Annotated in this window: 24 protein-coding genes; 18 read left to right on the top strand and 6 right to left on the bottom strand. The window is 67.9% G+C overall.

Annotated features, from left to right (window positions below):
• Positions 1 to 36: 36 nt before the first annotated feature.
• From N2K99_RS12475 to N2K99_RS19085, 6 genes are all read left to right on the top strand, one after another.
• Complete coding sequence (locus N2K99_RS12475) at positions 37 to 462, top strand: PTS sugar transporter subunit IIA (RefSeq protein ID WP_231709167.1); 426 nt, start codon at positions 37 to 39, stop codon at positions 460 to 462.
• 55 nt (positions 463 to 517) lie between these two features.
• Positions 518 to 1336, top strand: coding sequence for an SURF1 family protein (locus N2K99_RS12470; protein WP_227933054.1), 819 nt, complete (start codon positions 518 to 520; stop codon positions 1334 to 1336).
• Positions 1333 to 1749, top strand: coding sequence for a DUF3817 domain-containing protein (locus tag N2K99_RS12465; protein WP_227918609.1), 417 nt, complete (start codon positions 1333 to 1335; stop codon positions 1747 to 1749). Before N2K99_RS12470 ends, N2K99_RS12465 begins: the two co-directional genes overlap by 4 nt.
• An 83-nt stretch (positions 1750 to 1832) precedes the next feature.
• Positions 1833 to 3422: a glutamine-hydrolyzing GMP synthase gene (gene guaA / locus N2K99_RS12460; protein WP_227918603.1), complete on the top strand. Its 1590-nt coding sequence runs from the start codon at positions 1833 to 1835 to the stop codon at positions 3420 to 3422.
• 147 nt (positions 3423 to 3569) lie between these two features.
• A complete protein-coding gene (locus tag N2K99_RS12455) occupies positions 3570 to 7415 on the top strand; it encodes a DUF4011 domain-containing protein (RefSeq protein ID WP_308036340.1) in 3846 nt (1281 codons plus the stop codon).
• A 3-nt stretch (positions 7416 to 7418) separates the two neighbouring features.
• Positions 7419 to 7721, top strand: coding sequence for a hypothetical protein (locus N2K99_RS19085; protein WP_308036341.1), 303 nt, complete (start codon positions 7419 to 7421; stop codon positions 7719 to 7721).
• Positions 7722 to 7742: 21 nt separating this feature from the next.
• Here the strand turns inward: N2K99_RS19085 and N2K99_RS12450 are convergent, their stop codons facing one another.
• The 3 genes from N2K99_RS12450 to N2K99_RS12440 form a co-directional block, all read right to left on the bottom strand.
• On the bottom strand, positions 7743 to 8486 hold the full coding sequence (locus tag N2K99_RS12450; RefSeq protein WP_227933055.1) for an SAF domain-containing protein: 744 nt from the start codon (positions 8484 to 8486) through the stop codon (positions 7743 to 7745).
• Between the two features lie 201 nt (positions 8487 to 8687).
• Positions 8688 to 8987: an FmdB family zinc ribbon protein gene (locus N2K99_RS12445; RefSeq protein ID WP_227918599.1), complete on the bottom strand. Its 300-nt coding sequence runs from the start codon at positions 8985 to 8987 to the stop codon at positions 8688 to 8690.
• Positions 8988 to 9041: 54 nt separating this feature from the next.
• Entirely contained in the window at positions 9042 to 9659 is a 618-nt protein-coding gene (locus tag N2K99_RS12440; protein ID WP_227933056.1) for a 5-formyltetrahydrofolate cyclo-ligase, read from the bottom strand.
• 67 nt (positions 9660 to 9726) lie between these two features.
• On the opposite strand from N2K99_RS12440, the gene galU reads away from it, so the two are divergent.
• The 4 genes from galU (at position 9727) to N2K99_RS12420 (ending at position 13677) form a co-directional block, all read left to right on the top strand.
• Positions 9727 to 10632: a UTP--glucose-1-phosphate uridylyltransferase GalU gene (gene galU / locus N2K99_RS12435; protein ID WP_227918590.1), complete on the top strand. Its 906-nt coding sequence runs from the start codon at positions 9727 to 9729 to the stop codon at positions 10630 to 10632.
• A gap of 6 nt (positions 10633 to 10638) precedes the next feature.
• The gene (locus tag N2K99_RS12430) at positions 10639 to 11253 is read left to right on the top strand and encodes a GNAT family N-acetyltransferase (RefSeq protein ID WP_227918586.1); all 615 of its coding nucleotides are present in this window, start codon (positions 10639 to 10641) and stop codon (positions 11251 to 11253) included.
• 81 nt (positions 11254 to 11334) lie between these two features.
• Positions 11335 to 12405, top strand: coding sequence for a hypothetical protein (locus N2K99_RS12425; RefSeq protein WP_227918584.1), 1071 nt, complete (start codon positions 11335 to 11337; stop codon positions 12403 to 12405).
• Between the two features lie 30 nt (positions 12406 to 12435).
• Entirely contained in the window at positions 12436 to 13677 is a 1242-nt protein-coding gene (locus N2K99_RS12420; RefSeq protein WP_227933057.1) for a phosphotransferase family protein, read from the top strand.
• A gap of 18 nt (positions 13678 to 13695) precedes the next feature.
• Here N2K99_RS12420 and N2K99_RS12415 read toward each other — a convergent pair whose 3' ends face one another.
• A complete protein-coding gene (locus N2K99_RS12415) occupies positions 13696 to 14172 on the bottom strand; it encodes an Lrp/AsnC family transcriptional regulator (protein WP_227918579.1) in 477 nt (158 codons plus the stop codon).
• Positions 14173 to 14305: 133 nt separating this feature from the next.
• Between N2K99_RS12415 and N2K99_RS12410 the strand changes: the two genes are divergently transcribed.
• The 8 genes from N2K99_RS12410 to N2K99_RS12375 all read left to right on the top strand — a co-directional run bounded on the left by N2K99_RS12410 (position 14306) and on the right by N2K99_RS12375 (position 21988).
• Positions 14306 to 15553 carry an MFS transporter gene (locus N2K99_RS12410; RefSeq protein WP_227918577.1) on the top strand — a complete coding sequence of 416 codons (1248 nt, stop codon included), beginning with the start codon at positions 14306 to 14308 and terminating at the stop codon, positions 15551 to 15553.
• A 36-nt stretch (positions 15554 to 15589) separates the two neighbouring features.
• Entirely contained in the window at positions 15590 to 16510 is a 921-nt protein-coding gene (locus N2K99_RS12405) for an N-acetylglucosamine kinase (RefSeq protein WP_227933058.1), read from the top strand.
• Positions 16500 to 16937, top strand: a complete 438-nt coding sequence (locus N2K99_RS12400; RefSeq protein ID WP_227918566.1) for an NUDIX hydrolase — start codon at positions 16500 to 16502, stop codon at positions 16935 to 16937. The genes N2K99_RS12405 and N2K99_RS12400 overlap by 11 nt, the downstream gene beginning before the upstream one ends.
• A gap of 171 nt (positions 16938 to 17108) precedes the next feature.
• On the top strand, positions 17109 to 18209 hold the full coding sequence (locus N2K99_RS12395) for an ABC transporter ATP-binding protein (RefSeq protein WP_227933069.1): 1101 nt from the start codon (positions 17109 to 17111) through the stop codon (positions 18207 to 18209).
• A 1-nt stretch (position 18210) separates the two neighbouring features.
• A complete protein-coding gene (locus N2K99_RS12390) occupies positions 18211 to 18969 on the top strand; it encodes an ABC transporter permease (RefSeq protein WP_227933059.1) in 759 nt (252 codons plus the stop codon).
• A gap of 2 nt (positions 18970 to 18971) precedes the next feature.
• Positions 18972 to 19733, top strand: a complete 762-nt coding sequence (locus N2K99_RS12385; RefSeq protein WP_227918564.1) for an ABC transporter permease — start codon at positions 18972 to 18974, stop codon at positions 19731 to 19733.
• Positions 19733 to 20683 (top strand): ABC transporter substrate-binding protein, encoded by a 951-nt coding sequence (locus tag N2K99_RS12380; RefSeq protein ID WP_227933070.1) that lies wholly within the window; start codon positions 19733 to 19735, stop codon positions 20681 to 20683. The genes N2K99_RS12385 and N2K99_RS12380 overlap by 1 nt, the downstream gene beginning before the upstream one ends.
• Positions 20684 to 20770: 87 nt before the next feature.
• Positions 20771 to 21988, top strand: a complete 1218-nt coding sequence (locus N2K99_RS12375; RefSeq protein WP_227918526.1) for a pyridoxal phosphate-dependent aminotransferase — start codon at positions 20771 to 20773, stop codon at positions 21986 to 21988.
• Positions 21989 to 22210: 222 nt separating this feature from the next.
• Here the strand turns inward: N2K99_RS12375 and N2K99_RS12370 are convergent, their stop codons facing one another.
• Complete coding sequence (locus tag N2K99_RS12370; protein ID WP_227918525.1) at positions 22211 to 22447, bottom strand: exodeoxyribonuclease VII small subunit; 237 nt, start codon at positions 22445 to 22447, stop codon at positions 22211 to 22213.
• A gap of 55 nt (positions 22448 to 22502) precedes the next feature.
• Positions 22503 to 23771, bottom strand: coding sequence for an exodeoxyribonuclease VII large subunit (gene xseA, locus N2K99_RS12365; RefSeq protein ID WP_227918524.1), 1269 nt, complete (start codon positions 23769 to 23771; stop codon positions 22503 to 22505).
• Positions 23772 to 23783: the final 12 nt, after the last annotated feature.

The raw sequence follows: 23783 nt of genomic DNA, 5'->3' as shown, positions 1-23783 counted from the left end.
GCGGTCCTGACCGACCCCGGGATAGTGATCCTCGGCATGGAGGCGGCAGACAGGTACGATGCCGCCGCCCAGCTGGCCGAACGGTTGTACCGCGCCGGCCGGATCAGCAACCTGGAGGGTTTCCTCGAACAGGTTCACGCCAGGGAGCACCAAATGGCCACCGGCCTGCCGGGCGGGATCGGTCTCCCGCATGCCCGCAGCGAATACGTGCACGAAACCTCGATCGCAGTGGGCATCACCCGCTACGGCCACAGCGTGGATTTCGGAGCAGCCGACGGTCCGGCGACCGTGATCCTGCTCATTGCCACGCCGGCGGCCTCCTTCTCGCAGCACCTGGAAGTCCTTGCCACGCTGGCCCGGTCCCTGTTCCGGCCGTCCTTCCGGGATTCCCTGCGCCGGGCCAATGACGCAGAGGTGATTGCCGAGCTGATCAATTCATCCCTGGTCTTTTTTGACCACTGAAGCGGCCGCATACCGGCATTGGGTTTTCTACAGCTTGACGAAGTACCGTTAACGAGTGCTCAAAACTGCCCTGCAGCCGCGTTGGATCGCCGGCCTGCTCTTTGCCCTGGTCATCTCGACGGTCTTTGTGCTGTTGAGCCAATGGCAGTTTTCCAGTGCCGAATCGGAGGAGTCCGGCGAGCCCCGCGCCACCGAGGACGTCCGGCCGCTGACCGAGGCCTTCACCCCGGGTAAGCCGATGTATGAAACCGAAGCGGACCAGATGGTTTCCTTCACGGGGTCCTTCGATCCGGACAAGTCCGTCCTCGTTCAGGAGCGGCTCCAGGACGGCGAGATGGGCTACTGGGCGGTCACCGCCTTCAACGTCGACGGCGCACCCTCGGGCGAATTCATTCCGGTGGTCCGCGGCTGGGTCTCCGAACCGGAAGACGTCACGACCCCACCCGCCGGCGAGGCCGTCGTCGTCGGGCGCCTGCTGCCTTCCGAGGCCCCGCTGCCCGCGACCCCCGAGGACGGCCGGGTTACCGCGCTTTCCACCGCCGAACTGATCAACCTCTGGGACGCGCCCGCCTACTCGGCGTTCGTCACGGCTTCGGAAATCACCGTCGACGGCGCCGCTGTGGACGCCGGCGGCATGGAAACCGTGGTGGTGAGTGCCCAGCCGGAGGAAACCCCGGTCAACTGGCTCAACATTTTCTACGCCCTTGAGTGGATCGTCTTCGCAGGCTTCTCCGTCTTCCTGTGGTGGCGCCTGGTCGCCGACGAGCACAACCGCAGCCTCGAGGACGACGACTATGAGGACGAGTACGACGACGACTCCACCGACGCAACCGAACCCGACAACGATCATCCCAGCAGTGAGGTAACCAAGTGAGCGAATCCGCAAGCACCGCCAAGGCACCGAGGAAAAAGAAGCGCCGGTTCGGCGGCACCCATGCCCAGATTCGTTCGGCCCTGAAGTTCTACAAGGTCTTTTCCTACGTGACCGGCGTGCTGCTGCTCGCCCTCGTCGTGGAGATGATCGCCAAGTACGGCTTTGACACGGAGATCATCGTCGGCAGCGTCAACCTCTCCATCGGCGTGCTCATCCTGCACGGCTGGATGTACGTGGTGTACCTGCTCTCCGACTTCCGGCTGTGGCAGCTGATGCGCTGGCCGTTCTCCAAGTTCATCCTGATTGCGCTCGGCGGCGTTGTGCCGTTCCTCTCCTTTGTGGTCGAAGGCCGAATCCACAAACAGGTCCTGGCAGAGCTCGAAGCGCACCCTGAAGCGGCCAAGCGCTACTAGGGGAGAGGGTTCCGCCGGTTGCCCGCAGCCGGCGGAACCGGCACGGTGTGCATGGCCGGGGGCGGGCCGACTATCCTTGAAACGTGACTAATCCCGCGACAGATCCCATTGAAGAGCGGCCCGTCCTTGTAGTGGACTACGGAGCGCAGTACGCCCAGTTGATTGCCCGCCGGGTGCGCGAAGCAGATGTCTACTCCGAGGTGGTTCCCCACACCTACAGCACCGAGCAGCTGCTCGCCAAGAACCCAGCTGCCATTATTCTCTCCGGCGGCCCCTCCAGCGTGTACGCCGAAGGCGCCCCCAAGGTTGACGCAGACCTGTTCGAATCCGGTGTTCCGGTCTTCGGCATCTGCTACGGCTTCCAGGCGATGGCTGCCGCCATGGGCGGCAAGGTCGCCAAGACGGGACTGCGGGAGTACGGTTCCACCGACGCACGCGCCGTCGGCGGCGCCCGGTCCATCCTGGAAGGCACCCCGGACGAGCAGAACACCTGGATGAGCCACGGCGACAGCGTGCAGGAAGCCCCCGAGGGCTTCGACGTCCTGGCCAGCACGGCAGGCGCACCCGTCGCTGCCTTCGCCAACGAGGCAAAAGGCCTTTACGGCGTGCAGTGGCACCCCGAGGTCAAGCACTCCGCGCACGGCCAGGCCGTCCTGGAAAACTTCCTCTTCAAGGGCGCCAAGCTCGAACGCAGCTGGACCACCGGCAACATCGTCGAAGAGCAGGTTGCACGCATCCGCGCACAGGTAGGCAACTCGCGGGTCATCTGCGGCCTGTCCGGCGGCGTCGACTCCGCCGTAGCCGCCGCCCTGGTGCAGCGCGCCGTCGGGGACCAGCTGACCTGTGTCTTCGTTGACCACGGGCTGCTCCGCGAAGGCGAAGCAGAGCAGGTGGAACGCGATTTCGTGGCAGCCACCGGCGTTAACCTCTACGTCGCCAACGAGCAGGAACGCTTCCTGAGCGCCCTGGCCGGGGTCTCCGATCCCGAGACCAAGCGCAAGATCATCGGCCGAGAATTCATCCGCGCCTTCGAAGAAGCCGAGCGGGCCATCATGGCCAAGGCCGAAGCAGAGGGCGAGCCGATCCGCTTCCTGGTGCAGGGCACCCTGTACCCGGACGTCGTCGAGTCCGGCGGCGGCGAAGGCGCAGCCAACATCAAGAGCCACCACAACGTGGGCGGGCTGCCGGAGGACATGAAGTTCGAACTGGTTGAGCCCCTGCGGGCGCTCTTCAAGGACGAGGTCCGTGCGGTCGGCGCCGAACTCGGCCTGCCGGCCGAGATCGTGGGCCGCCAGCCCTTCCCCGGCCCCGGGCTGGGTATCCGCATTGTGGGCGAGGTCACGCACGAGCGGCTGGAACTGCTGCGCCGGGCCGACGCCATCGCCCGCGCCGAACTGACCAGTGCAGGGCTCGACGACGAAGTGTGGCAGATGCCGGTAGTGCTCCTGGCTGATGTCCGCAGCGTCGGCGTCCAGGGCGACGGCCGGACCTACGGGCACCCCATCGTGCTTCGTCCGGTCTCCAGCGAAGACGCGATGACCGCTGATTGGTCGCGGCTTCCGTACGATCTGCTGGCCCGCATTTCCAACCGCATCACCAACGAAGTGGACGGAATCAACCGCGTGGTGCTGGACGTAACCAGCAAGCCGCCGGGAACAATCGAGTGGGAATAGCGTAAAGGGCACCGAGGACGGCCGTTTCGGCCGTCCTCGGTTTTGTCCCCCGCGTTGCTATGTTCGGGAAACCCGCCCCGACGCGATAGTTTTGAAGGTATGCCAATTTGGTCGAGAACGCGCGGAAGTGCAGAAAAGAGGGCACTAGTGTCTGAGCAGAATACCGGGGAGAATCCCTCGGACTTCCTGCTGCCGTGGCTGGGACAATTGGGACAGCACGCCGGAACGGACACACTGCTCCATTTCACGCCGTCCGCCGCCAACAGCATCGACCTGACGCACGCGCATCCCTCCGGCCTGGCCCAGTTGCTCGCCGGCCGGCGGACCCGCCTGTCGACCCTGCTGCGGGACCCGGACCAGTACGGTGCCGCCATGAAGGCGGGCCGCCTGCTGCGCGCGAAGATCTACGAGCTGGGCACCGACCGCGGCATCGACGTCGGCTACATGGCCGCGGGAACCGCGTCCTGGCGCTACGCCTCGGATGAAGCACTGCGTCCCGAGTCCCTGACGGCCCCCGTGCTGCTCACGCCCGTTGCGCTGACGGTTCACGCCTCACAGGATGACTACGAGCTGCAGCTGACCGAAAAGGCGGCGCTGAACCCCGCCCTGGTCCGCCACCTGCAGCATGAGCAGGGTCTGGACATCGACGTCGACGCGCTCACCCGCCTCGCCTACGGCACCGCCCGCTTTGATCCCCACCCCGTGCTGGAAAAGCTCCGTGCCGTCACCGGCAGCGTCCGCGGAATCAACATTGAACACCGCCTGCTGGTTTCCACCTTCGCCGACCTGTCCGACCTCAGCGAGGATCCGGCGCTGGACCCGGCCCATCCGATCCTCCGCGCACTGATCGACGCCGCCCGGGACGGCTCCACCGGTCCGGCCATCCCCGAACCGCTGGACCTGCCGGCACTGGACGAGCGGGATCCCGCCGATGAGCTGCTCATCCTCGACGCCGACCGCCAGCAGCAGGAAGTCCTGGACCTGATCAACGCAGGCCAGTCGCTGGTAGTCTCCGCGCCGGCCGGTACAGGCCAGACCCAGACCGCGCTCAACGCCGTGGCGGCGCTGGCCAATGCCGGCAAATCCGTCCTGGTAGTGGCGGAACGGCGCAGCACCCTGAACCAGTTCGTCTCCGAGCTGGACGCGATGCAGCTTGGCTCCCTGGTCCTGCAGGCCAACGCCGGCCTCACCCAGCAGCAGTTGAAGGACCAGCTGGTCCGGGCCATCGTGCGCAACGAAAAGGCGCAGGCCCCGGAACTGGACAGCCTGCACAAGGTCCTGCTCGAAAACCGCCACCAGCTCCGCGACCACGTGAAGTCGCTGCACAACGTCCGCCGCCGCTGGGGGTGCTCGCCCTACCAGGCCATGCAGTCCCTGGCCGAGCTGACCTCCATGAACCCAGCGCCGGCCACCACCGTCCGGCTCAAGCGGAGCGTCCTGGACAGCATCACCGACCGCACCGAACTCTCCGGCCGCCTGCGCCGGGCCGCCGAACTCGGCAGCTTCAGCCGGGCAGCAACCACTAGCCCGTGGTACGGAGCCAAGCTGCTCAACCGCAAGGAAACGGAAGAAGCGTACGCGCTGACCCAGACCCTTGCGGCGGACCTGCCTGCACTGCGCGCCAAGGTCCAGGACGTGGCCGAGCATTCCGAAATCCGCCTCGGCGAAACATTTGCCCAGTGGGGCGAACAGCTGGAACTGCTGGTTGCCGTGCGCGAAAGCCTGGACAAGTTCACCCCGGACATTTTCGACCGCCCGGTGACAGACCTGATCTCGGCAACCGCGTCTTCGTCCTGGCGGCGGGAACGCGGCATCGATATGAGCTCCATGACCCGCTCCCGACTGCGGCGCGTGGCCAAGGAATACGTCCGGCCCGGTGTGCATATTTCCGACCTGCACGCCTCCCTGGCCGAGGTGCAGCAGCAGCGCGCCGTCTGGACCCGCTACGCCACCACGCAGCGCCACCCCTCGGTGCCTACCGGCCTGGCCGAGATCAACCGTTCCTACCTGCTGGTCAAGCGCCAGCTGGATACCTTGACCGGCATTCTGGCGGAGACGCCGCTCCACCCGGACCTGGCCTCCCTGCCGCTCGATGAACTCGAGAAGCAGCTCAGCCAGCTCGCGGGGGACCGGGAAACTCTGGAAACGCTGCCCGAACGGACCCTGCTGCTCGACGAGATGCGTGCCCAGGGCCTGGGCGAACTGCTGGATGACCTGAGCGCACGCGAGGTCCAGCCCCGCCACGTGGGTTACGAGCTGGAACTGGCATGGTGGCAGTCAGCCCTTGAAGCCATGATCAGCGGCGACGATTACCTTGCCATGTCCGACGGCAACAGCCTGCGCCGCCTCGAAGCGGAGTACCGGCTGGCGGACAACGCCCACATTGCCTCGGGCGCAGCCCGGCTGCGTTGGAGCCTTGCGTCGCGCTGGCGCTCGGGCGTCCAGGCTGCGAAGGGTGCTGCCGAAGACCTGCGCGAGCTGCTCAAGGACGGCGAGTTGTCCCTGGACAGCCTGAGCCTGCAGTCCGAGGAACTCGTGTCCTCGCTGCTTCCGGTGTGGGCTGCGAGCCCCTTGGTGCTGCCGATGGTACTGCCCGAACACCGCCGCTTCGACACCGTGGTCCTCCTCGATGCCGAGTCCACCAGCCTGCAGTCTGCAGTTCCGGCACTGGCACGCGCTTCGCAGGTTATCGCCTTCGGCGACAGCTGCCTGGGCGGGCCGCGGCCGTTCACCATCGGTGTTGAGCCGGCCGGTGCGGCACCGCAGCATGTTGAGCTGCTCAGCGCCTTCGAGGCGCTGGAGCGCGTTCTCCCCACACGCTGCCTGTCCACCGTTTACCGCGGCACCGACAAGGCACTGCTGCGCCAGCTCAGCGAGTCCTTCTACGGCGGACGCCTTTCCATGGTTCCGAGTGCAGACGAGGTCACCACCGGCCACCGCGCACTCTCCGTGGAATACCTGCCGGACGGCACCGGCATGCCCAGCGCTGACCATGAGGGCGTGGAAAGTGTCGCAGCTGAGGTCAACCGCGTGGTTGACCTGGTCTTCGAACACATCCGCCGCCGCCCGCACCAGTCCCTCGGCGTCATCACCGCCAGCCCGCGCCACGCCGTGCGGGTGGCCGAGGCAATCCGTGTCCAGATGGCCAACTTCCCCTGGGCCGCGGACTTCTTCACGGCGAAGTCCGAGTCCTTCCGGGTAGTGCCGGTGGACCGCGCCGTGGGCATGGTCCGGGACTGCGTGATCTTCTCGCTGGGCTTCGGGCGTACCCCGCACGGGCGTGCCCTGCACAACTTCGGCCCGTTGTCGGCACCTGACGGACGCAAGAAATTCGTCACGGCCATGACCCGGGCACGTTACAAGCAGCATGTGCTGACCTGCTTCCAGCCGGCAGACCTGGACCGCACGCGGCTGGGCTACGGCGCCCTGGACTTCTACGAGCTCATCAAGCGGGAGCTCGATCCGGAAACCGCCAGGGAGGAAATCTCTGCTGCCGGAGGCATCATGGAGGAGGATCCGCTGGTCGCGGATCTGGTCGGCCGCCTGCGGGAACGCGGTGCCAAGGTCTGGGTCCACTACGACGGCGCCATCGACATTGTCGCTGCGGCTCCCCATTCGGCCGGTCCGACCGGCACGCCGGCACCGCTGGCCATCGAGTCCGACGGCACCGAACGCTACCGGGCCATGTCCGTGCGTGAACGCAGCCGGCTCCGGCCGCAGCTGCTTGAGCGGCGCGGCTGGCGGTATATGCCGCTGTGGACCATCGAGGTCTTCAGCGACCCGTCCGCCTGCGCCGACCTGGTGAGCCGCTACCTCGAGCTGCCGGATCCTCCTGTCGGGCAGCAGCCCGTGCCCCGCAGCACGGCTACTGCCGAGACCGGCACGGATGAAGCTGCCCGCCCGGAAGCCCGGATAACGGTGACTCCGCACGGAAGCAGCCGGATGCGTGAACGGAGGTCGGGATCCGTCCCGGACAACGCAGCAGGAGAATGAGCGATGACTAAGGAACCCACAGGGAAGGCCGCGGCGGAGGAGACCGCCGCGGCCTCGGGGACCGGCAACACGGCCGCGGCGGGCGAACGCCCGTCCACGGACGGCAGCACCAACACCAGCACCAACAGCAGCGGCAGCACCGGCACCCGCAGGCGCGGAAACCGCCGTGCGGTTTCGCCCGGACCCGGCGGGCCGGCCGGGTTGTTGCCCGTCGTCGCCAAGGAAGATGATCCCCGGGCCTGGGGCGACAGCACGGAAGACAGCGAATCCTGGCTCCGGGAGCAGCGGCCTCCGCACTGGGGGTAACCGCCTCCCGCCTTGCCGCCGCTAGCCGTCCGTCAGGACAAGATAGATCCCTTCGTTCCCCGAAGCCGCCGTGAGGCGGGCAGCGTTCTCCCGATCCGCGGCCACCACCACCAGGCCGTCTCCGCCGCCGTTGCCCGGCCAGCCGCCGCCCGCGGGCTCGCCGCCGGACACCCACAGCACCGGCACCGAGGACGCCAGCACCACCGCGCTGCTCCCGTCCCCCGCATATGGCCCCGACTCGGCGCCCACCCATGCTGCTTCAGCACCCGCAACAACGTTGACGAGTTGCCCAGGGCCCAGCAGATCGAGGACGGACGGGTCCGCCGGGCGCAGCGGCACGGCCACGGAACCGGGCGGGGCACCGGCCAAAAGTCCGGCACCGGCCAGGGAAATGTCCGTGACGGGGCTGCCGCGCAACAGCGGCGTAGCAAGTCGCCTGCCCACCAGCGAGTCCGGCTGTTCATGGGCACCCGGCGGGACGGCTTCAGCCGGTAGGCGGACAGTTTCCAGCTTCCCGGAGTCCAGCACCGTACCGGCTGGCAAATCCCGGGCCGCGCGCACAATCACGGTCCGTTCCGCAGCCGCCGGTACCAGCGCTTCGACCGCAGACCCCGCGGCGGCGCAGCAGGCCAGGGCGGCCAGGAGGCGGCGGTGACGGACAATGAAACGGCGCATCCCCGAGAAGGGACCGCCGGGAAGCAACGACTGTCCCGGGTAGGCAGCAGCACCGGGGGGCACCTTGGCAGAGCGGCGGCGAAAAGGCATGGCACGACGCTAGCGGCAGTCGCCCCGTAACAGGGGGTTGGCCTGCGCAAGGCTCAACGTACACGGGAGCGGTCCGGCCGGAAAGGCAGGTGTGGAGGCGCAGTGCACAGTGGATGCACGGGCAGGCAAGCCGCGCGGGCCGGTGCAGGACCGGAGGGCTTGGAGGCTATGCCGCCGGGGAAGCAGGTCCGGCGGCAGGACTTACGGCTGGGCGCTGCCGGAGCCTGCGGCGGCTGCGGGCGTGGACGTCCCGCTGCCGGAAGTTGTTGCCGGTGCCGCCGAGCTCTCGGTCTTGGACGGGGCAGCAGGAACCGTGGAGGCAGCCTCGCGCGAATCGGTGCGGTAGAAACCGGAACCCTTGAAGACAACTCCGACGCTGTTGAACTTCTTGCGCAGGCGGCCGCCGCACTCGGGGCAGACCGTCAGGGAGTCTTCACTGAAGGACTGCTGGATATCGAACGAATGGGAGCAATCCTTGCAGGCGTAGGCATACGTGGGCACTCTGGTAATCCTCCTTGGGGCACTCTCAAAGCTGGCACTCTCAAGCCTTGAGTGCTAAGTATACATGTGCTCCGATGGCACAGGCCGCCAGGCTTCGGGGGTGAGCACGGCGTCCACGGCTGCGTCCAGGGGAGTGGTTTCGAAGCTGCCGGCAGGAACGTATTCGTGCTCGAAAACCACTGCGACGGCAGCCGCAGGGTTGCCGTCCGCCCGCAGCTTGGCCAGGAACCGGTCATAGTAGCCACCGCCCTTGCCCATCCGTCCGCCCGCGGAATCCGCGGCCAGTGCGGGAACAAGGACAAGGCCCAGCTCCGGCAGGTCGGAGGCGGCGTAGCGTTGCCCAGCGGGTTCCAGCAGGGAACCATGCAGTCCAGGCACCAACTCCGTCCCGGGGGTCCAATCGGACCATGACAGCTGCCATTCGGGTTCGCACACCGGGACCACCACGCGGTACCCGGCCCTAACCAGGCCGGAGAGCAGCGCATCCATGCCCGGCTCGCTCCCCACGGAGAGGTAGCCGGCCACGGTTCCGCCCCTGGGTACCCGTTGCTGGACCCCCCGCAGCCCGATGCGGGCCAGCCCCTGGACCGCTTCGGCCCTGTCCTCCGCGGTCAACTCCCGCCGCAGTCGCAGGAAGTCCTTTCGGGCCTGGTCCTTCGCAAGCGCACACATACCCCCATTCTCTCTATAAGCGTGCTTATTTGGTGCAATCTAAGACCTCTTAGGTACGCTTACGACTATGACGACGTCACGCCCCTCCATAACCAAAGCCGTAATCCCCGCAGCAGGTCTCGGTACCCGCTTCCTCCCTGCCACCAAGGCGATGCCGAAGGAAATGCTCCCGGTGGTGGACAAGCCGGCGATTCAGTACGTGGTTGAAGAAGCCGTTAACGCGGGCATGCCGGACATCCTGATGATCACGGGGCGGAACAAGCGCTCCCTCGAAGATCACTTTGACCGTGTCCCCTTCATCGAGAAGACGCTGGAAGACAAGGGCGACCACGAAAAGCTTGCGATGGTGCGGGCAGCCTCCGAGCTGGGCGAAATCCACTACCTCCGCCAGGGCGATCCCAAGGGCCTGGGCCACGCGGTGCTGCGCGCCAAGCTGCATATCGGCGACGAGCCCTTCGCCGTCCTGCTGGGCGATGACCTGATCGATGCCCGCGACGAGCTGCTGGGAAAGATGGTCGAGGTCCAGGCAAAGACGGGCGGATCCGTCATTGCCCTGATCGAGGTTGATCCGGAACAGATCAGTGCCTACGGCTGTGCGGACATCTCCGTGGTCGAGGGCGAGGACTACGTCCGGGTCAACAAACTCGTCGAGAAGCCCGACGTCGAGGACGCACCCTCCAACCTGGCCGTGATCGGCCGCTATGTACTGCACCCCTCGGTCTTCGGTGTCCTCGAAGAAACCGGCCCCGGCCGCGGCGGGGAAATCCAGCTTACGGACGCGCTGCAGACGCTGGCCGCTGCCGACGGCGAAGGGTCCGGAGTCTACGGCGTGGTCTTCCGCGGCCGCCGCTATGACACCGGTGACAAGCTGAGCTACCTCAAGGCAGTGGTGTCCCTGGCCTCCGAACGTGAAGACCTCGGCCCGGCCCTTCGGGACTGGCTGAAGGATTTCACCAGCACGCTCGAAGACTAATACCCCATGCGGGCTTCATGGCCGGTGACGCTGGAGAGCGACGACGTCATTCTCCGGCCGATCCGGCACCGTGACCGGCGGGAATGGACAGAGGTCCGTTCCCGGAACGCCCGCTGGGTAGGCCCGTGGGAGGCCAGCAATCCCGTCCCGGGCGGCGAACCGCCGACCTACGGTGACATGGTGCGCAGCCTCAACCGCCAGGCACGGCAGGACTCTGCGCTGCCGTTCCTCATTACGGAGCGGCAGGATCCCGCGCGGCAGCCGGCAATTGTGGGGCAGCTGACCGTGTCCACCATTGTGTGGGGGTCCGCGCGCATGGCAACCCTTGGATACTGGGTGGACCAGGGCAGGGCAGGGCTCGGAATCGTGCCCACGGCGGTGGCGCTGGCAACCGACCACTGTTTCCAGGCCCTGGCCCTGCACCGGATGGAAATCAACATCCGTCCGGAGAACGGCCCGAGTCTCCGGGTGGTGGAAAAGCTCGGATTCCGGGACGAGGGACTGCGCGAGCGTTACCTCCATATCGACGGTAAATGGGCCGACCACCGGAGCTTTGCGCTCACGGCGGAGGAGGTGCCGGAGGGGCTGTTGAACCGCTGGAAGTCCCGCCGGGCACGATAGGCAACAACTTTCACAGCAGACACGCCGACACACCGAACGTAATGCACGTACCGGGCGCCCGGAGCTTCTACGGTCGTAAGTGTGGACTTCCCTCTTAACAGCTCATTGATCGCGTCACTGAACGGGTCTCTGAACAGCTCACTGGTGCTGGCATTGGCCGTTGCGCTCTGGCTGGTGTGGGTAGGTCCGTATTTCTTCCGTCGTCCAGCTACTTCCGCGGCCGAGGCAATCGCCCAGACCGCAACCCAAACGGCAGCGCAGACAGCAGCACCGTCTACGGCACCGGCAGCAGTTGCCGCCGACCGTCCAGCCGCCAACACCATCCGCCCGCCCGCCTCACCGGACAAGGGGTCCCAGGGGATCATCATGAACAACATCAGCACTACACCCAGCGGGGGCGGGGCAACACAGTTCCAGAGCCACGACCAGCCAGCCCTGCGCCCGGCGCAGCAGGCACCGGCTTTCCGGATCCGCACCGGCCGGACAGTCCTGGCAGCCAGCGGCCTGCTTGGCGTCCTTGCCGTTGTGGTCGGGACACTGCTTGCAGCCTTCACCGCCGTGTCCTGGCTCGTTCCCGCGGCCGGCCTGGCCGCTGTGGCAGCGGTGGTTGCGATGCTCCGCACGATCGCCCTGCGTGACCGCCGGCGCCGGATGGAAGATGCTTTCCGTGCCGCCATGGGACCGGAGCCCCGCCGCACGCAGAACCGGGCAGCCGCCGAACCCAACGAGCTTCCGGCACCCGCAGTCCAGGCGCCGGAGACTGAGCCGCAGCCCGAAACCGTGCTCTTTGACCGCGAGTCTGCCGCCGTGCCTGACGAAAGCCCGGCGGCCGCGGCAGGAGCCCCTGCCCGCGTTACCGCCGAGGAGCTGCGCACCGAAGCCCTGAAGGTGGCAGCAGCCGCCGTCCAGCCCCCGGCCAGGCCCAGCACCACGCCGTGGCAGCCCGTAGAGCTCCCCAAGCCCATTTATGTAGATGCACCCAAGGCAGAGCGTCCGGCGCCCGAACCGATCGTCCTTCCTGAAACCCCCCGGTCCCTGACCAAGACTCCGTTGCGTCCCACCACAGCTCCCGCCCCCGCGCAGGCCGAGCAGGCACGCCCGGAGACCGGCAAAATCAACCTCGACGACGTCCTGCAGCGCCGGCGGGCCTAGGCACCGACAAGAAAGGCCGCGGCGCCTGCCGTGCCGGTCGAGTCCAGGCCCCGCCGGGCCGCGGAGGCTGTCTCCGTCCTGGCCGGCCCCGCGATGCGGGGACCCCTGCAGGACCTGCTTCGGTCCCGCGGGCTGAGGCTTCAGCGCTGGGAACACCTGAGAAGCCACCACCGGCCGGGAGGTGCTGTTTCGGCCCTGTACCGGGTCCAGTGCCGCCGGACCGGGCCTGGACCGGCAACCGATGCCGCCCTGACCCTTCACCTCGGTGCCACGACAGGGGACGTCGCCGCGGATGCCGCACCCGCCGGTCCCGACGTCGCCCCGGCACGGATCGCCGGACTGGACCTGCGGCTGTGGTTCCACCCCCATGACCCCGTTCTCCGGTCCCTGCCCTGGGCCACCGACGCCGGTGCCGTGGCGAAGGACGTGTTTGGCGCGGGCGGACCGGCGAGGTTATCGCTCGTTGCCTACCGGCCGCTGCGCCGGGCAGTGGTCCGGGCCCGGCACCTGGACGACGAGGCATATCTGAAGCTCCTCCCGCGGGAGCAGCTGCCTGCCCTGCGCCGGCGCCACCGGCTCCTCGAGGGCAGCGGCGTGCCCGCCCCGCGTCTCCTGCCCGGTGCTTCCGCGCCCGTCTCCGAGGCGGTCATCCTCAGCGCACTGCCCGGCACGTCCCTCTTCCGGCTGCTGGTTGAGGACGCCGCAGCCGTGCGGCCCGAAGTCCTTCTGGACCTGCTGGAGGCATTGCCGTCCGGTGCACTGGACCTGCCGCTGCGCCGGTCCTGGGCCGATCGGGCCGTAGATTATGCCGGAGCTGCCGCGGCCGCCCTTCCCCGGGAACGGGACAGCATCTTCGACCTGGCGGGTGGTATCCGGGACGTGGTGGAATCGGCGCCGGCCGGCCCCCTGGTGCCGGTCCACGGCGACTTCCATGAAGGAAACCTGCTGCTCAGCGGCGGCAGGGTCACCGGGCTGCTCGACATTGACGGTCTCGGCCCGGGCCGCCGGGTTGACGACCTGGCCTGCCTGCTGGGGCACCTGGCCGTCCTTGCGGCAGCCAATCCATCCCGGCCGCAGCTGGGGCAGGCACTGGCGGATTTCCGCCGGGTCTTCGAGGATGCCGCGGACCCGGCCGCGCTGAACGCCAGGGCGGCCGGCGTCGTGCTGACCCTGGTGTCCGGTGCCCGCGCCGCGAACGGCAGAAGCCGGACGCAGAATGCCGGGATCCGGCTTGCAGCGGCGCAGCGACTGCTTCGTGCCGCTGATCGATAGGATCGGCGGCCGGCGGACTCAGGGAGCCGGCGGGACCAGTTTTTCCAGCAGTGGTTCGGTGCGGTACGGGATGTGCTCGTGCAGGGCCAGGACCGTTTCCGTACGGATCACGCCCTTGATCCGAAGGACGGAGCGCAGGGCCTGCTGCAGCTGCTGGGTATCCGTGGCGGTCAGGCGGCACCACACGTCGCCGCGGCCGGAGATCTCGTGCACTTCCAGCACCTGGGGGAGGGTGCGAAGCCCGGAGATGACGCCGTCGAGTTCACGGTGGTTAACTTCGATGGTGACGAATGCCTGAACGTCATAGCCCAGCTGCGTCAGATCGACGTCGCGCCCGGACCGGCGGATGACCCCGGCCCGCAGCAGGTGCCGGACGTGGGCCTGGGCGGTGTTGCGGGCAACACCGAGCCGCTCGCTCAGTTCGCTGATCTGCGCCCGGGGATCCCGCACCAGTTCCAGCAGCAGCCGGCGGTCCAGCGGGTCCAGATTGGCCATCTAGCGCATCTCCTGTCATTTGCTCGTAACGATATTGAGCGATTCGATCAAAAGAACACTCTAATGTGTCTGCCCTGCTCCGTGACACATCATCCTATAGAGGCATTAGCTACAAATAGGATGGAAGTGCCCCGTGACAGTGCTCAGTGAGCTGCGCATGCAGCCCGCCGCCCGCACCAGGCGGAAGGAGTGGGACGCGGCCATCCGGCCCCGGCTGCTCCTGACGCTGGCCGTAATGAGCACGCTGTTGATCGGCGCCAACCTCGCGACCCCGCTGTATCCGCTGCTGGGCCAGTCCCTCGGCCTGTCCTACTTCGGCGTAGCGCTGGCGTTCACCTCCTACGTCCTGGTCCTGGTTGCAGGCCTGCTGCTGGTGGGCCATTGGTCCGACTACATCGGCCGCCGCGCCGCACTGGTGCTGGCCGGCGTGGTTTCCCTGGCCGGCGGATTGATTTTCGGCACCGCCACCGGAGTCGGGACCCTGATGCTCGGACGGGCCCTCCAAGGCGCCTCGGTTGCCCTGGCCACCGGTGCCAGCTCGGCTGCGCTGCGGGAACTGCTGCCGCATCGACCGGAATGGGCCACCCGTTTTACCCTGCTGGTTTCGGCGGGCGGCGTGGCGGCCGGTCCGGTCATCGGCGGGCTCCTGTCCCTGCTGCCAGCACCCACCATGACGCCCTTCCTGATCCACTCGGCGGTCTTGACGGCGCTTTTGATCCCGCTCTGCATGCTGAAGGCCCGCCCGGCCATTTCCCTGGCCGAAGGCCGGCCGCTGGCCATGCTGCGCCCCCGCAAGCCCGCAGTCTCCCACCGTGCGCGTACCCAGTTCTGGATTGCCTCCACCACCGGGTTCCTCAGCTTCGCCGCCTTCGGGTTCTGCCTGTCCCTTGCGCCCACCTACTTTTCGTCCATCGCGGGCACCACATGGCGGCCCGCCATCGGACTGCTGGCCGCACTTGCTCTCGGAGCGTCTGCGGTCAGCCAGCTCACCGGCATCCGCGGACGGTACACGGCACCCGTGGGCCTCACGGCCATGGGCACCGGCATCGCGTTGATTCCGGTGGCCGGCGCCACCGGAAGCCTGGTGCTCCTGACCGTTGCCTGCCTGATGGCCGGATTCGGGCAGGGCATGGCGTTCCGCGTGGTGTTCAACGAGGTAGCCGCAGCCGTTGAGGCCGCTGAACACGCCCGGATCATCAGCACGGTGTATGTCATCACTTACCTCGGCAGCGCCATCCCGGTGCTGGGGCTCGGGGTGGCTGGCGGGATCTGGGGGCTGGACGTCTCCGTGGCCTGGTTCTCGGGACTGATCACGGCCGCCTGCCTGACCCTGGCCGTCCTGAGCCTGCGGCGGAACCGGCGCCGGAACGCCGCCGGCTAGGTTCGTCCGGCGGCCGCGGGAAAGTAGGGTGGACGAATGCAAGCATTCCCTCCTCCGGCCACCAACGACGTCGGCCCCGACACCATCGGCCTCGACATCGGCGGTACCAAGACCCACGGCATCCGCCTGCACGGCGGCATCGTCAACGCCGAGACCGTTGCCGGCAGCGCCAACGTGCAGAACGTCCCGGTGCAGACGGCGCGGGAGTGCCTTGCGGAAGTTTTCGCCGCCCTGGGCACCGACGGCGTCGGCCGGGTCATTGCCGGGTCCGGGGGAGTGGACACGGCACAGGATGAAGCCGCCCTGCGCGCACTCATCGCCGAGCACGTCCCCGGCGCCGTCGTGGAAGTCATCCATGACACGCGGCTGATCCTTGCGGCAGGGCAAGCCTCGGAGGGCATTGCCGTCATTGCCGGCACCGGCTCCGTGGCCTGGGGCATCAACGGCTCCGGGCGGCAGGCCCGCTCGGGAGGCTGGGGCTATCTCCTCGGCGACGAGGGCAGCGGCTACTGGATCGGCCGCGAAGCCGCCCGCCACACGCTCCGCCGCAGCAACCTGGAACTCGCGCCGGATTCCCTCAGCCTTGCCCTGCTGAAGGCATGCGGCGTCGAGGACCCCGACGCGCTGATCGGCCTGTTCCACGGCGCCACCGACCGCCGCTACTGGGCCGGGAAGGCGGGACTGGTTTTCCAGGCAGCGCTGGAAGGAAACCAGCCGGCCAGCGACATCGTCAACGAGTCCGCGGAACACCTGGCCGGGCTCATCCTCGACGTGGCCGGCCTGCTGCGCATCGGCGGCCCCGTGGTGATCGGCGGCGGGCTGGGCATGCACCAGCCGCTGCTGCAGGAACTGCTGCGCAGCCGACTGTCCGCAGCGGGACTGACGGACATCCGCTTCCTCGCCACCGATCCCGTCTTCGGGGTGGCTTACCTGCTGGGCGCCGGCAATGTCCGCTGACTTTGACGTCCGCGTCGGGGCGTACGCGGTGATCGTCCGAGACGGGAAGCTGCTCCTGGCGCACTGGAACCAGCACGGCAACCAGCGCTGGACCCTTCCGGGCGGCGGATTGGAACTGGGCGAGGACGCCCCGGCCGCGGCCGTACGGGAGGTCCGGGAGGAAACCGGCTACGACGCGCAGCTCGAAGGGCTGCTGGGCGTAGACAGCATCTTCATTCCTGCGGAAAAGCGCATGCGCGGCGAACCGCGCATGCTGCACGCCCTGCGGATCATTTACCGGGCCACGCTCACCGGCGGCTCCCTGCGCCACGAACAAAGCGGCAGTACGGACCAGGCCGCCTGGATACCGATGGCCGAGGTCCCGGCCCTGGACCGGACCGAATTGGTGGACGCGGGACTGCGCCTGCTGGACACCGGACCTCTTTGACGCTGGACTACCCCCGCACGTGTGAAATACCGTGATGCTTCACGGCACGTCGCGAGCTGCCCCTGCACACCGGAATCCCCACGGAAGGCATGCACCATGACTGAGCCGCGAGAACCCGCTACCGGCCAAGGACCCGAACCCGGCACGCGATCCGTCGCTGCCGGACAGCCGATGATCCGGTTCCGTGCGGTGACCAAGACCTACGGTGATGCTGCGCCGGCGGTCCGGAACCTGGACCTGGACATTGAGCGCGGTTCCATCACGGTCTTCGTCGGCCCGTCCGGATGCGGGAAAACCACCTCCCTGCGCATGATCAACCGGATGGTGGAGCCGACGTCGGGCACCATCGAAGTCGACGGCCAGGACATCGCCACAGTCAAGGCCGCGCAGCTGCGGCGTTCCATGGGGTACGTCATGCAGTCCTCCGGCCTGCTGCCGCACCGGACCGTGCTGGACAACGTCGCCACGGTGCCGCGGCTCAACGGCTCTCCGCGGCGGGATGCCCGCCGCCGTGCCGCGGAACTGCTCGACGTCGTCGGGCTGGCGTCCAGCCTCGGCAGCCGGTATCCCGCCCAGCTTTCCGGCGGCCAGCAGCAGCGTGTGGGGGTTGCCCGTGCCCTGGCTGCGGATCCGCCGGTGCTGTTGATGGATGAACCCTTCAGTGCCGTGGACCCGGTGGTCCGGGCCGAGCTGCAGGATGAGCTGCTGCGGCTGCAGCAGGAACTGTCCAAGACCATCGTGTTTGTCACCCACGACATTGACGAAGCCACCATCCTGGGGGACAAGGTGGCCGTCTTCGCCACCGGCGGCCGGCTCGCCCAGTACGCAGCCCCCGAGGAGATCCTCCGGGCACCGGTCGATGACTTCGTGGCGGGGTTCGTGGGGAGGGACCGCGGCTTCCGGCACCTGTCCTTCCAGGACGGAGACGCCGTGCCCCTGCACCCGGTGCAGGTGATTGCGGCTGACCGGTTGGCGGACCGGAGCGCAACGATCGACGGCGGCTGGGCGTTGTGCGTCGATGCCGATGGCGCGCCGCTGGGCTGGGTGCCGCCGGGACGCCGCGACGCGGTCACCACTACCGCGGACCTGGTGCCGGGCGGCTCCCTCTACCCGGCGGGCACAAGCCTGCGCCGGGCACTGGACGCTGCCCTGTCCTCCCCGTCCGGGCTGGGCGTGGCCGTGGACGCGGACGGGCGCGTAACCGGCGTCGTACAGGCAACGGAAATCCTGGCCCTGATCGAGGCCGCCCGCCTGCAACGGACCGGGAGCTGACATGGAATGGTTCCTGGCCCACACCGATGACGTCTTTCGGCTCGGCGGGCTGCACCTCTACCAGTCGATACTGCCCCTGGTCATCGGTGTCCTGATAGCCCTTCCCCTCGCACAGCTGGTGCGGGGGCGGCGGAAGATCCGGGGCTTCGTCCTGTCCACGGGCTCGCTGCTGTACACCATTCCGTCGCTGGCCCTGTTCGTCACGCTGCCGGCTATCCTGGGCACCCGCATCCTGGATATCGCCAACATCATCGTGGCCCTGACCATCTATACCGTGGCCCTGATGCTGCGGGTGGGCATCGACGCGTTCGACTCCGTTGACGACGGCGTCCGCCAGGCTGCGGTGGCCATGGGCTACCGGCCGCTGCGCCGGTTCCTCTCGGTCGACCTGCCGCTGTCCGTACCGGTACTCATCGCCGGGCTGCGCGTGGTTTCGGTCAGCAACATCTCCATGGTCAGCGTGGGTGCCCTGATCGGCGTCGAAAACCTCGGGTTCTTCTTCACCGACGGCCTGCGCCGCTTTTTCCTCACCGAGATCGTGGTGGGGATCATCGCCACCCTCGTCCTGGCCTTCCTGATGGACCTGCTCCTGGTCCTGGCGCTGCGACTGCTCACGCCCTGGACCCGCGCCGGCGTACCCGACCGGGCCGGGCGACGCCGCGCCAACCGCAACAGCGGCACGGACGGCGGGGGCCCGGCACCCACCGTCCGGCCGGTGCCGGCTGCGGCCGCGCCCGACGTCGCATTGAAGGGGGCGTAGGCATGGTTGGCATTCCGCGCACCGACTACACCAGCACCAACCCCCTCGGGCAGGGCCTCGAATGGCTGACGGATCCGGCCAACTGGACCGGCCCGGCGGGTATCCCGGTGCGGACCCTGGAACACCTGCAGTACACCGGGCTCGCCCTGCTGATCGCCGCGCTCATCGCGGTGCCGCTGGGCCTGCTCATCGGGCACACCGGCCGCGGGCAGGTGGCGGTTGTGGCAGTCTCCGGGCTGCTGCGCGCACTGCCCACCCTGGGCATGCTCACCCTGTTCGTCCTGCTGGCCGGGCTGGGCCTGATGCCGCCCATCTGGTCCCTGGTCCTCCTTGCCGTCCCGCCCCTGCTGGCCGGCACCTACGCCGGAGTTGCCTCGGTGGACCGAACCGTCGTCGACGCCGCCCGCAGCCTGGGCATGAACGAGCTGCAGGTGCTGTTCCGGGTGGAGGTCCCCAACGGGATGCGGGTGATCCTGGGCGGCCTGCGCGGTGCCACCCTCCAGGTGGTGGCGACGGCCGCCGTGGTGGCTACGATCAACCTGGGCGGGCTGGGCCGCTACCTGATCGACGGCCTGGCACTGGGGGACTACGGGCGGGTCTTCGGCGGAGCGGTCATTATCGCCCTGCTGGCGCTCGCCGTGGACGCCGTGATTGCGTTGGGATCACGCTTTCTGATCCCGTCAGGACTCGGCCGCCTCGAAGCGGCCGGTAAACCGACCGGCAGCGGAGTACCCGCCGTCGGCGCACAAGGAGGAAAACAATGATGCAGCACCCGCGCCCCAATGCACGGCGGAAGGCACTGGCCGTCCTGGCCGGCGGAATGGCCCTGGCCCTGGCCGGCTGCAGCGGAGGAGGGGATCCGCTGGAGAACGAAACCACGGCGGAAGCTTCCGGCAGCAGCACCGAGCAGGCGCTGGTGGTGGGCTCGGCAGACTTCCCGGAGAGCAGCACCATTGCCGAGATCTATGCCGGTGCCCTCAACGCGGCCGGCATCGAGGCGGAGACCCGCCTCGGCATCGGATCCCGCGAGGTCTACATCCCGGCCCTGGAAGACGGCTCGATCGACCTGATTCCCGAGTACACCGGAGCCCTGCTGGTCCACACCGACCCGGAAACGGACCTGGTGGACGCCGGCGAGATCGTGGATTCCCTCGAGGAGAAGCTGCCGGAGAACCTGGTGGTCCTGGAACCTTCGGACGCCGAGGACAAGGACGCCATGGTGGTCACCGCGGCCACCGCCGAGAAGTACCAGCTGGAGTCCATCGAGGACCTGGCAAAGGTCTGCGGTGAACTGACCCTCGGTGCACCTGCCGAGTTCGCGGAGCGCACCCAGGGCCTGGCCGGGCTGAAGGAGAAGTACGGCTGCGAGTTCAAGAAATTCACCGCTATCGGTGACAGCGGCGGTCCCTTGACCGTTGATGCCCTGCTGAACGACGACGTCCAGGTGGCCGATATCTACACCACCACTCCCGCCATCGAGGAAAACGGACTGGTGGTCCTGGAAGACCCGAAGCAGAATTGGCCGGCCCAGCAGGTCATCCCGCTGATCGCCGACGACCGCGTGAGTGACGAGGCCCGGGACGTGCTGAACGAGGTGTCCGCGCAGCTGACCACTGAGGACCTGATTGCCCTGAACCAGGCGGTCAGCGGTGACCAGAAACTCGACCCCGCCGATGCCGCCCAGGACTGGCTGGAGGAAAAGGGCCTGGCCTGACCTGCGGCCGCCTCCGCGTTACACGGGCGGCGTTCCGGGCAGTGACACATACCCTGCCCGGAACGCCGCCTGTGGCATCCTAAAGAAATGGCAGAATTCAAGCAGTCGCATAAACTCCACAACGTCCTGTATGACATCCGTGGACCGTTGCTCGAGCACGCGCAGCGGATGGAAGCAGCAGGCCACCGGATCCTCAAGCTGAACATCGGCAATCCCGCGCCGTTCGGCTTCGAAGCGCCGGAAGCGATCCTGGTCGACATGATGCGGCACCTGCCCAAGGCCCAGGGCTACAGCGATTCCCGCGGCATTTTCTCCGCCCGCACCGCAGTGGTGCAGTACTACCAGGGCCGCGGGATCAACAACATCGACGTCGACGACGTGTACCTGGGCAACGGGGTCAGCGAACTGATCACGCTCTCGATGCAGGCGCTGCTGAACAACGGCGACGAGATCCTTGTCCCCGCCCCGGACTATCCGCTGTGGACCGCTTCGGTCTCGCTGGCCGGCGGCACGGCGGTGCACTACCTGTGCGACGAATCCGAGCACTGGTGGCCGGACGTGGAGGACCTTGCCTCCAAGATCACCGACCGGACCAAGGGCATTGTCCTGATCAACCCCAACAACCCCACCGGCGCCGTGTACCCGGAGCATGTGGTGAAGTCGATCGTGGACCTGGCCCGCAAGCACGGCCTGATCATCTTCTCGGACGAAATCTACGAAAAGATCCTGTACGACGACGCCGTGCACGTGAACTCGGCCACGGTCACCGGCGACGACGTCCTCTGCCTGACGTTCAGTGGCCTGTCCAAGGCCTACCGGATAGCCGGCTACCGCAGCGGCTGGATGGCCATCTCCGGTCCGAAGCAGGACGCGGCGGACTACATCGAAGGCATCAACCTCCTGGCGAACATGCGCCTGTGCGCGAATGTTCCGGCACAGCACGCCATCCAGACCGCGCTCGGCGGGTACCAGAGCATCAACGACCTGATCCTCCCCGGCGGACGGCTGCGCGCCCAGCGCGACAAGGCGCACCAGATGCTCAACGACATCCCCGGCGTCACCTGTGAGCTGGCGCAGGGCGCCCTGTACCTGTTCCCGCGCCTTGACCCGGAGGTTTATCCGATCAAGGACGACGAACAGTTCGCCCTGGACCTGCTGAAGCAGCAGAAGATCCTGGTGTCCGTGGGCACGGCGTTCAACTGGGTGCGGCCGGACCATTTCCGGATGGTGACCCTGCCCAACGTCGAGGACATCGAAGACGCCATGACGCGGCTGGGCGAGTTCCTGAGCAGCTACAAGCCGTAGGGGCCGGGGCCGGGGCAGGGCTGGGACAGCCCGCCGCCTCTTAGCGCAGCGAACCGACCCTCGCCTCGCAGGCTCGGTCAGGGAACCCTGGTTCGCTGCTTCCTCGCTCGTTCCTCGCTCGGCGATGCGGGGCTCACGGGCTGTCCCAGCCCCGCTGCTGCTTCCTCGGTCGTTCCTCGCTCGGCGATGGGGGTAGGGCGGGATGTCCCAGCCCCGCCTGCCTTACTCGCCGGTTGCCTGGCTGCGGGCCGCGTCCAGGCGCTGGCGGGCGCCCTCGAGCCAGGATTCGCAGCGGTTGGCCAGGTGCTCGCCGCGCTCCCACAGGGCCAGGGATTCCTCCAGGCTGGCGCCGCCGGTTTCGAGCCGTCCTACTACGGTCAGGAGCTCGTCGCGGGCCTGCTCGTAGCTCATGGCCTCGATGTCTGCGGGTACTGCGGGAACTGCCGGTGTTTCACTCATGTCTTGTCCTTTACGGGCTAGCTGGGTTGGTAAATGGGGGCAGCGGGGACGCTGGCTACCGGGTTCCTTCGGTGGCGGTCAGTTCACCGACGGCAACGCGGATCCGCAGCTGTGCGGCTGCCGGCACCGTGCCGGCGTCGCGCACCACGGAACCGTCCTGCAACTGGACCACCGCGTAACCGCGGTCCAGGGTGTTCTGCGGGGAAAGCGCTCGGACCTGGGCACGCAGATGCCCGATCCGGTCCGCGTCCCGGCGGACCTCCGCGGTCACGGCCGACATGGCCCGGGAGCGCAGACGGGAGATCTCTTCCTGGCGCCGCTCCACCATGGACTGCGGCGCCGCTAGGGCGGGACGCGACCGGATGTGGTTCAACCGGTCCGTTTCCCTGCCCACAAGGGTGTTGAGGACCCGGCGCAGCTGCTGACGGGACTGGCGGATCCGGGCCAGCTCCTCGCCGACGTCCGGTACCACCCGCTTCGCGGCGTCGGTGGGCGTGGAGGCGCGCAGGTCGGCCACGTCGTCGAGCAGGGGACGGTCCGCTTCATGGCCGATGGCGCTGACCACCGGAGTGGATGCTGCCGATACCGCGCGGACCAGGTCCTCATGGCTGAAGGCCAGCAGGTCTTCCAGCGAGCCGCCGCCGCGGGCAATGATGATCACGTCCACTTCAGGCATGGCATCGAGCTCCGCCAGGGCCCGGCTCACCTCGGCAACCGCATTGACGCCCTGGACCGCCACCTCGCGAACCTCGAACTCGACGGCTGGCCAGCGCAGTGCGGCGTTGCGCATCACGTCCTTCATGGCATCGGAGTTTCGTCCGGTGATCAGGCCGATCCGGCCAGGCAGCAGCGGCAGGGGCAGCTTGCGGTCCTCCCGGAAGAGGCCTTCCGCGGCCAGGGCATGCCGCAGCCGTTCAATCCGTGCCAGGAGGTCGCCCAGCCCCACCGGCCGGATGTCGCGGGTCTGCATGGACAGCCGTCCGGTCTTGACCCAGAAGTCCGGCTTCACCAGGGCCACCACCCGCGCACCGCGCTCCAGCGGCAGCTCCAGCCGGTTCATGACCGTGCTCCACGCGGTGAGGGAGAGCGACACCTCGGCGTCGACGTCGCGCAGGGTGATGTAGGAGGCGTTGGCCCGGCGGTTCAGCTCGATCACCTGGCCCTCCACCCAGGTGGCGGGGGCACGGTCGATGTAGCTCTTGAGGTTCTTCGAGAGCAGTGCCAGGGGCCAGGGGTTCTCCGGTGTCGTCTGCGCGGCAGTGGCGGGCAGCGTGGACTGCTCCGGGGTATTCTCGGGACTCAACGGTCCGCTGTCGTCTTGCATGAAGATGCTCCC

Origin of the sequence: Arthrobacter sp. zg-Y1110 (assembly GCF_025244865.1) — a bacterium.
GTDB lineage: Bacteria > Actinomycetota > Actinomycetes > Actinomycetales > Micrococcaceae > Arthrobacter_B.
The sequence above is the reverse complement of the archived record's forward strand: the minus strand, read 5'-3'. Positions and strand labels throughout refer to the sequence as shown.

Excerpts from the sequence above, each read along its gene's own strand:
- N2K99_RS12380 (WP_227933070.1), top strand. The coding sequence starts at position 19,733 with ATGCAGCACCCGCGCCCCAATGCACGGCGGAAGGCACTGGCCGTCCTG.
- N2K99_RS19085 (WP_308036341.1), top strand. The coding sequence starts at position 7,419 with ATGACTAAGGAACCCACAGGGAAGGCCGCGGCGGAGGAGACCGCCGCG.
- N2K99_RS12450 (WP_227933055.1), bottom strand. The coding sequence starts at position 8,486 with ATGCCTTTTCGCCGCCGCTCTGCCAAGGTGCCCCCCGGTGCTGCTGCC.
- N2K99_RS12395 (WP_227933069.1), top strand. The coding sequence starts at position 17,109 with ATGATCCGGTTCCGTGCGGTGACCAAGACCTACGGTGATGCTGCGCCG.
- galU (WP_227918590.1), top strand. The coding sequence starts at position 9,727 with ATGACGACGTCACGCCCCTCCATAACCAAAGCCGTAATCCCCGCAGCA.
- N2K99_RS12440 (WP_227933056.1), bottom strand. The coding sequence starts at position 9,659 with ATGTGTGCGCTTGCGAAGGACCAGGCCCGAAAGGACTTCCTGCGACTG.
- N2K99_RS12370 (WP_227918525.1), bottom strand. The coding sequence starts at position 22,447 with ATGAGTGAAACACCGGCAGTTCCCGCAGTACCCGCAGACATCGAGGCC.
- xseA (WP_227918524.1), bottom strand. The coding sequence starts at position 23,771 with ATGCAAGACGACAGCGGACCGTTGAGTCCCGAGAATACCCCGGAGCAG.
- N2K99_RS12475 (WP_231709167.1), top strand. The coding sequence starts at position 37 with ATGGAGGCGGCAGACAGGTACGATGCCGCCGCCCAGCTGGCCGAACGG.
- N2K99_RS12430 (WP_227918586.1), top strand. The coding sequence starts at position 10,639 with ATGCGGGCTTCATGGCCGGTGACGCTGGAGAGCGACGACGTCATTCTC.
- N2K99_RS12390 (WP_227933059.1), top strand. The coding sequence starts at position 18,211 with ATGGAATGGTTCCTGGCCCACACCGATGACGTCTTTCGGCTCGGCGGG.
- N2K99_RS12400 (WP_227918566.1), top strand. The coding sequence starts at position 16,500 with ATGTCCGCTGACTTTGACGTCCGCGTCGGGGCGTACGCGGTGATCGTC.
- N2K99_RS12375 (WP_227918526.1), top strand. The coding sequence starts at position 20,771 with ATGGCAGAATTCAAGCAGTCGCATAAACTCCACAACGTCCTGTATGAC.
- N2K99_RS12415 (WP_227918579.1), bottom strand. The coding sequence starts at position 14,172 with ATGGCCAATCTGGACCCGCTGGACCGCCGGCTGCTGCTGGAACTGGTG.
- N2K99_RS12385 (WP_227918564.1), top strand. The coding sequence starts at position 18,972 with ATGGTTGGCATTCCGCGCACCGACTACACCAGCACCAACCCCCTCGGG.
- N2K99_RS12405 (WP_227933058.1), top strand. The coding sequence starts at position 15,590 with ATGCAAGCATTCCCTCCTCCGGCCACCAACGACGTCGGCCCCGACACC.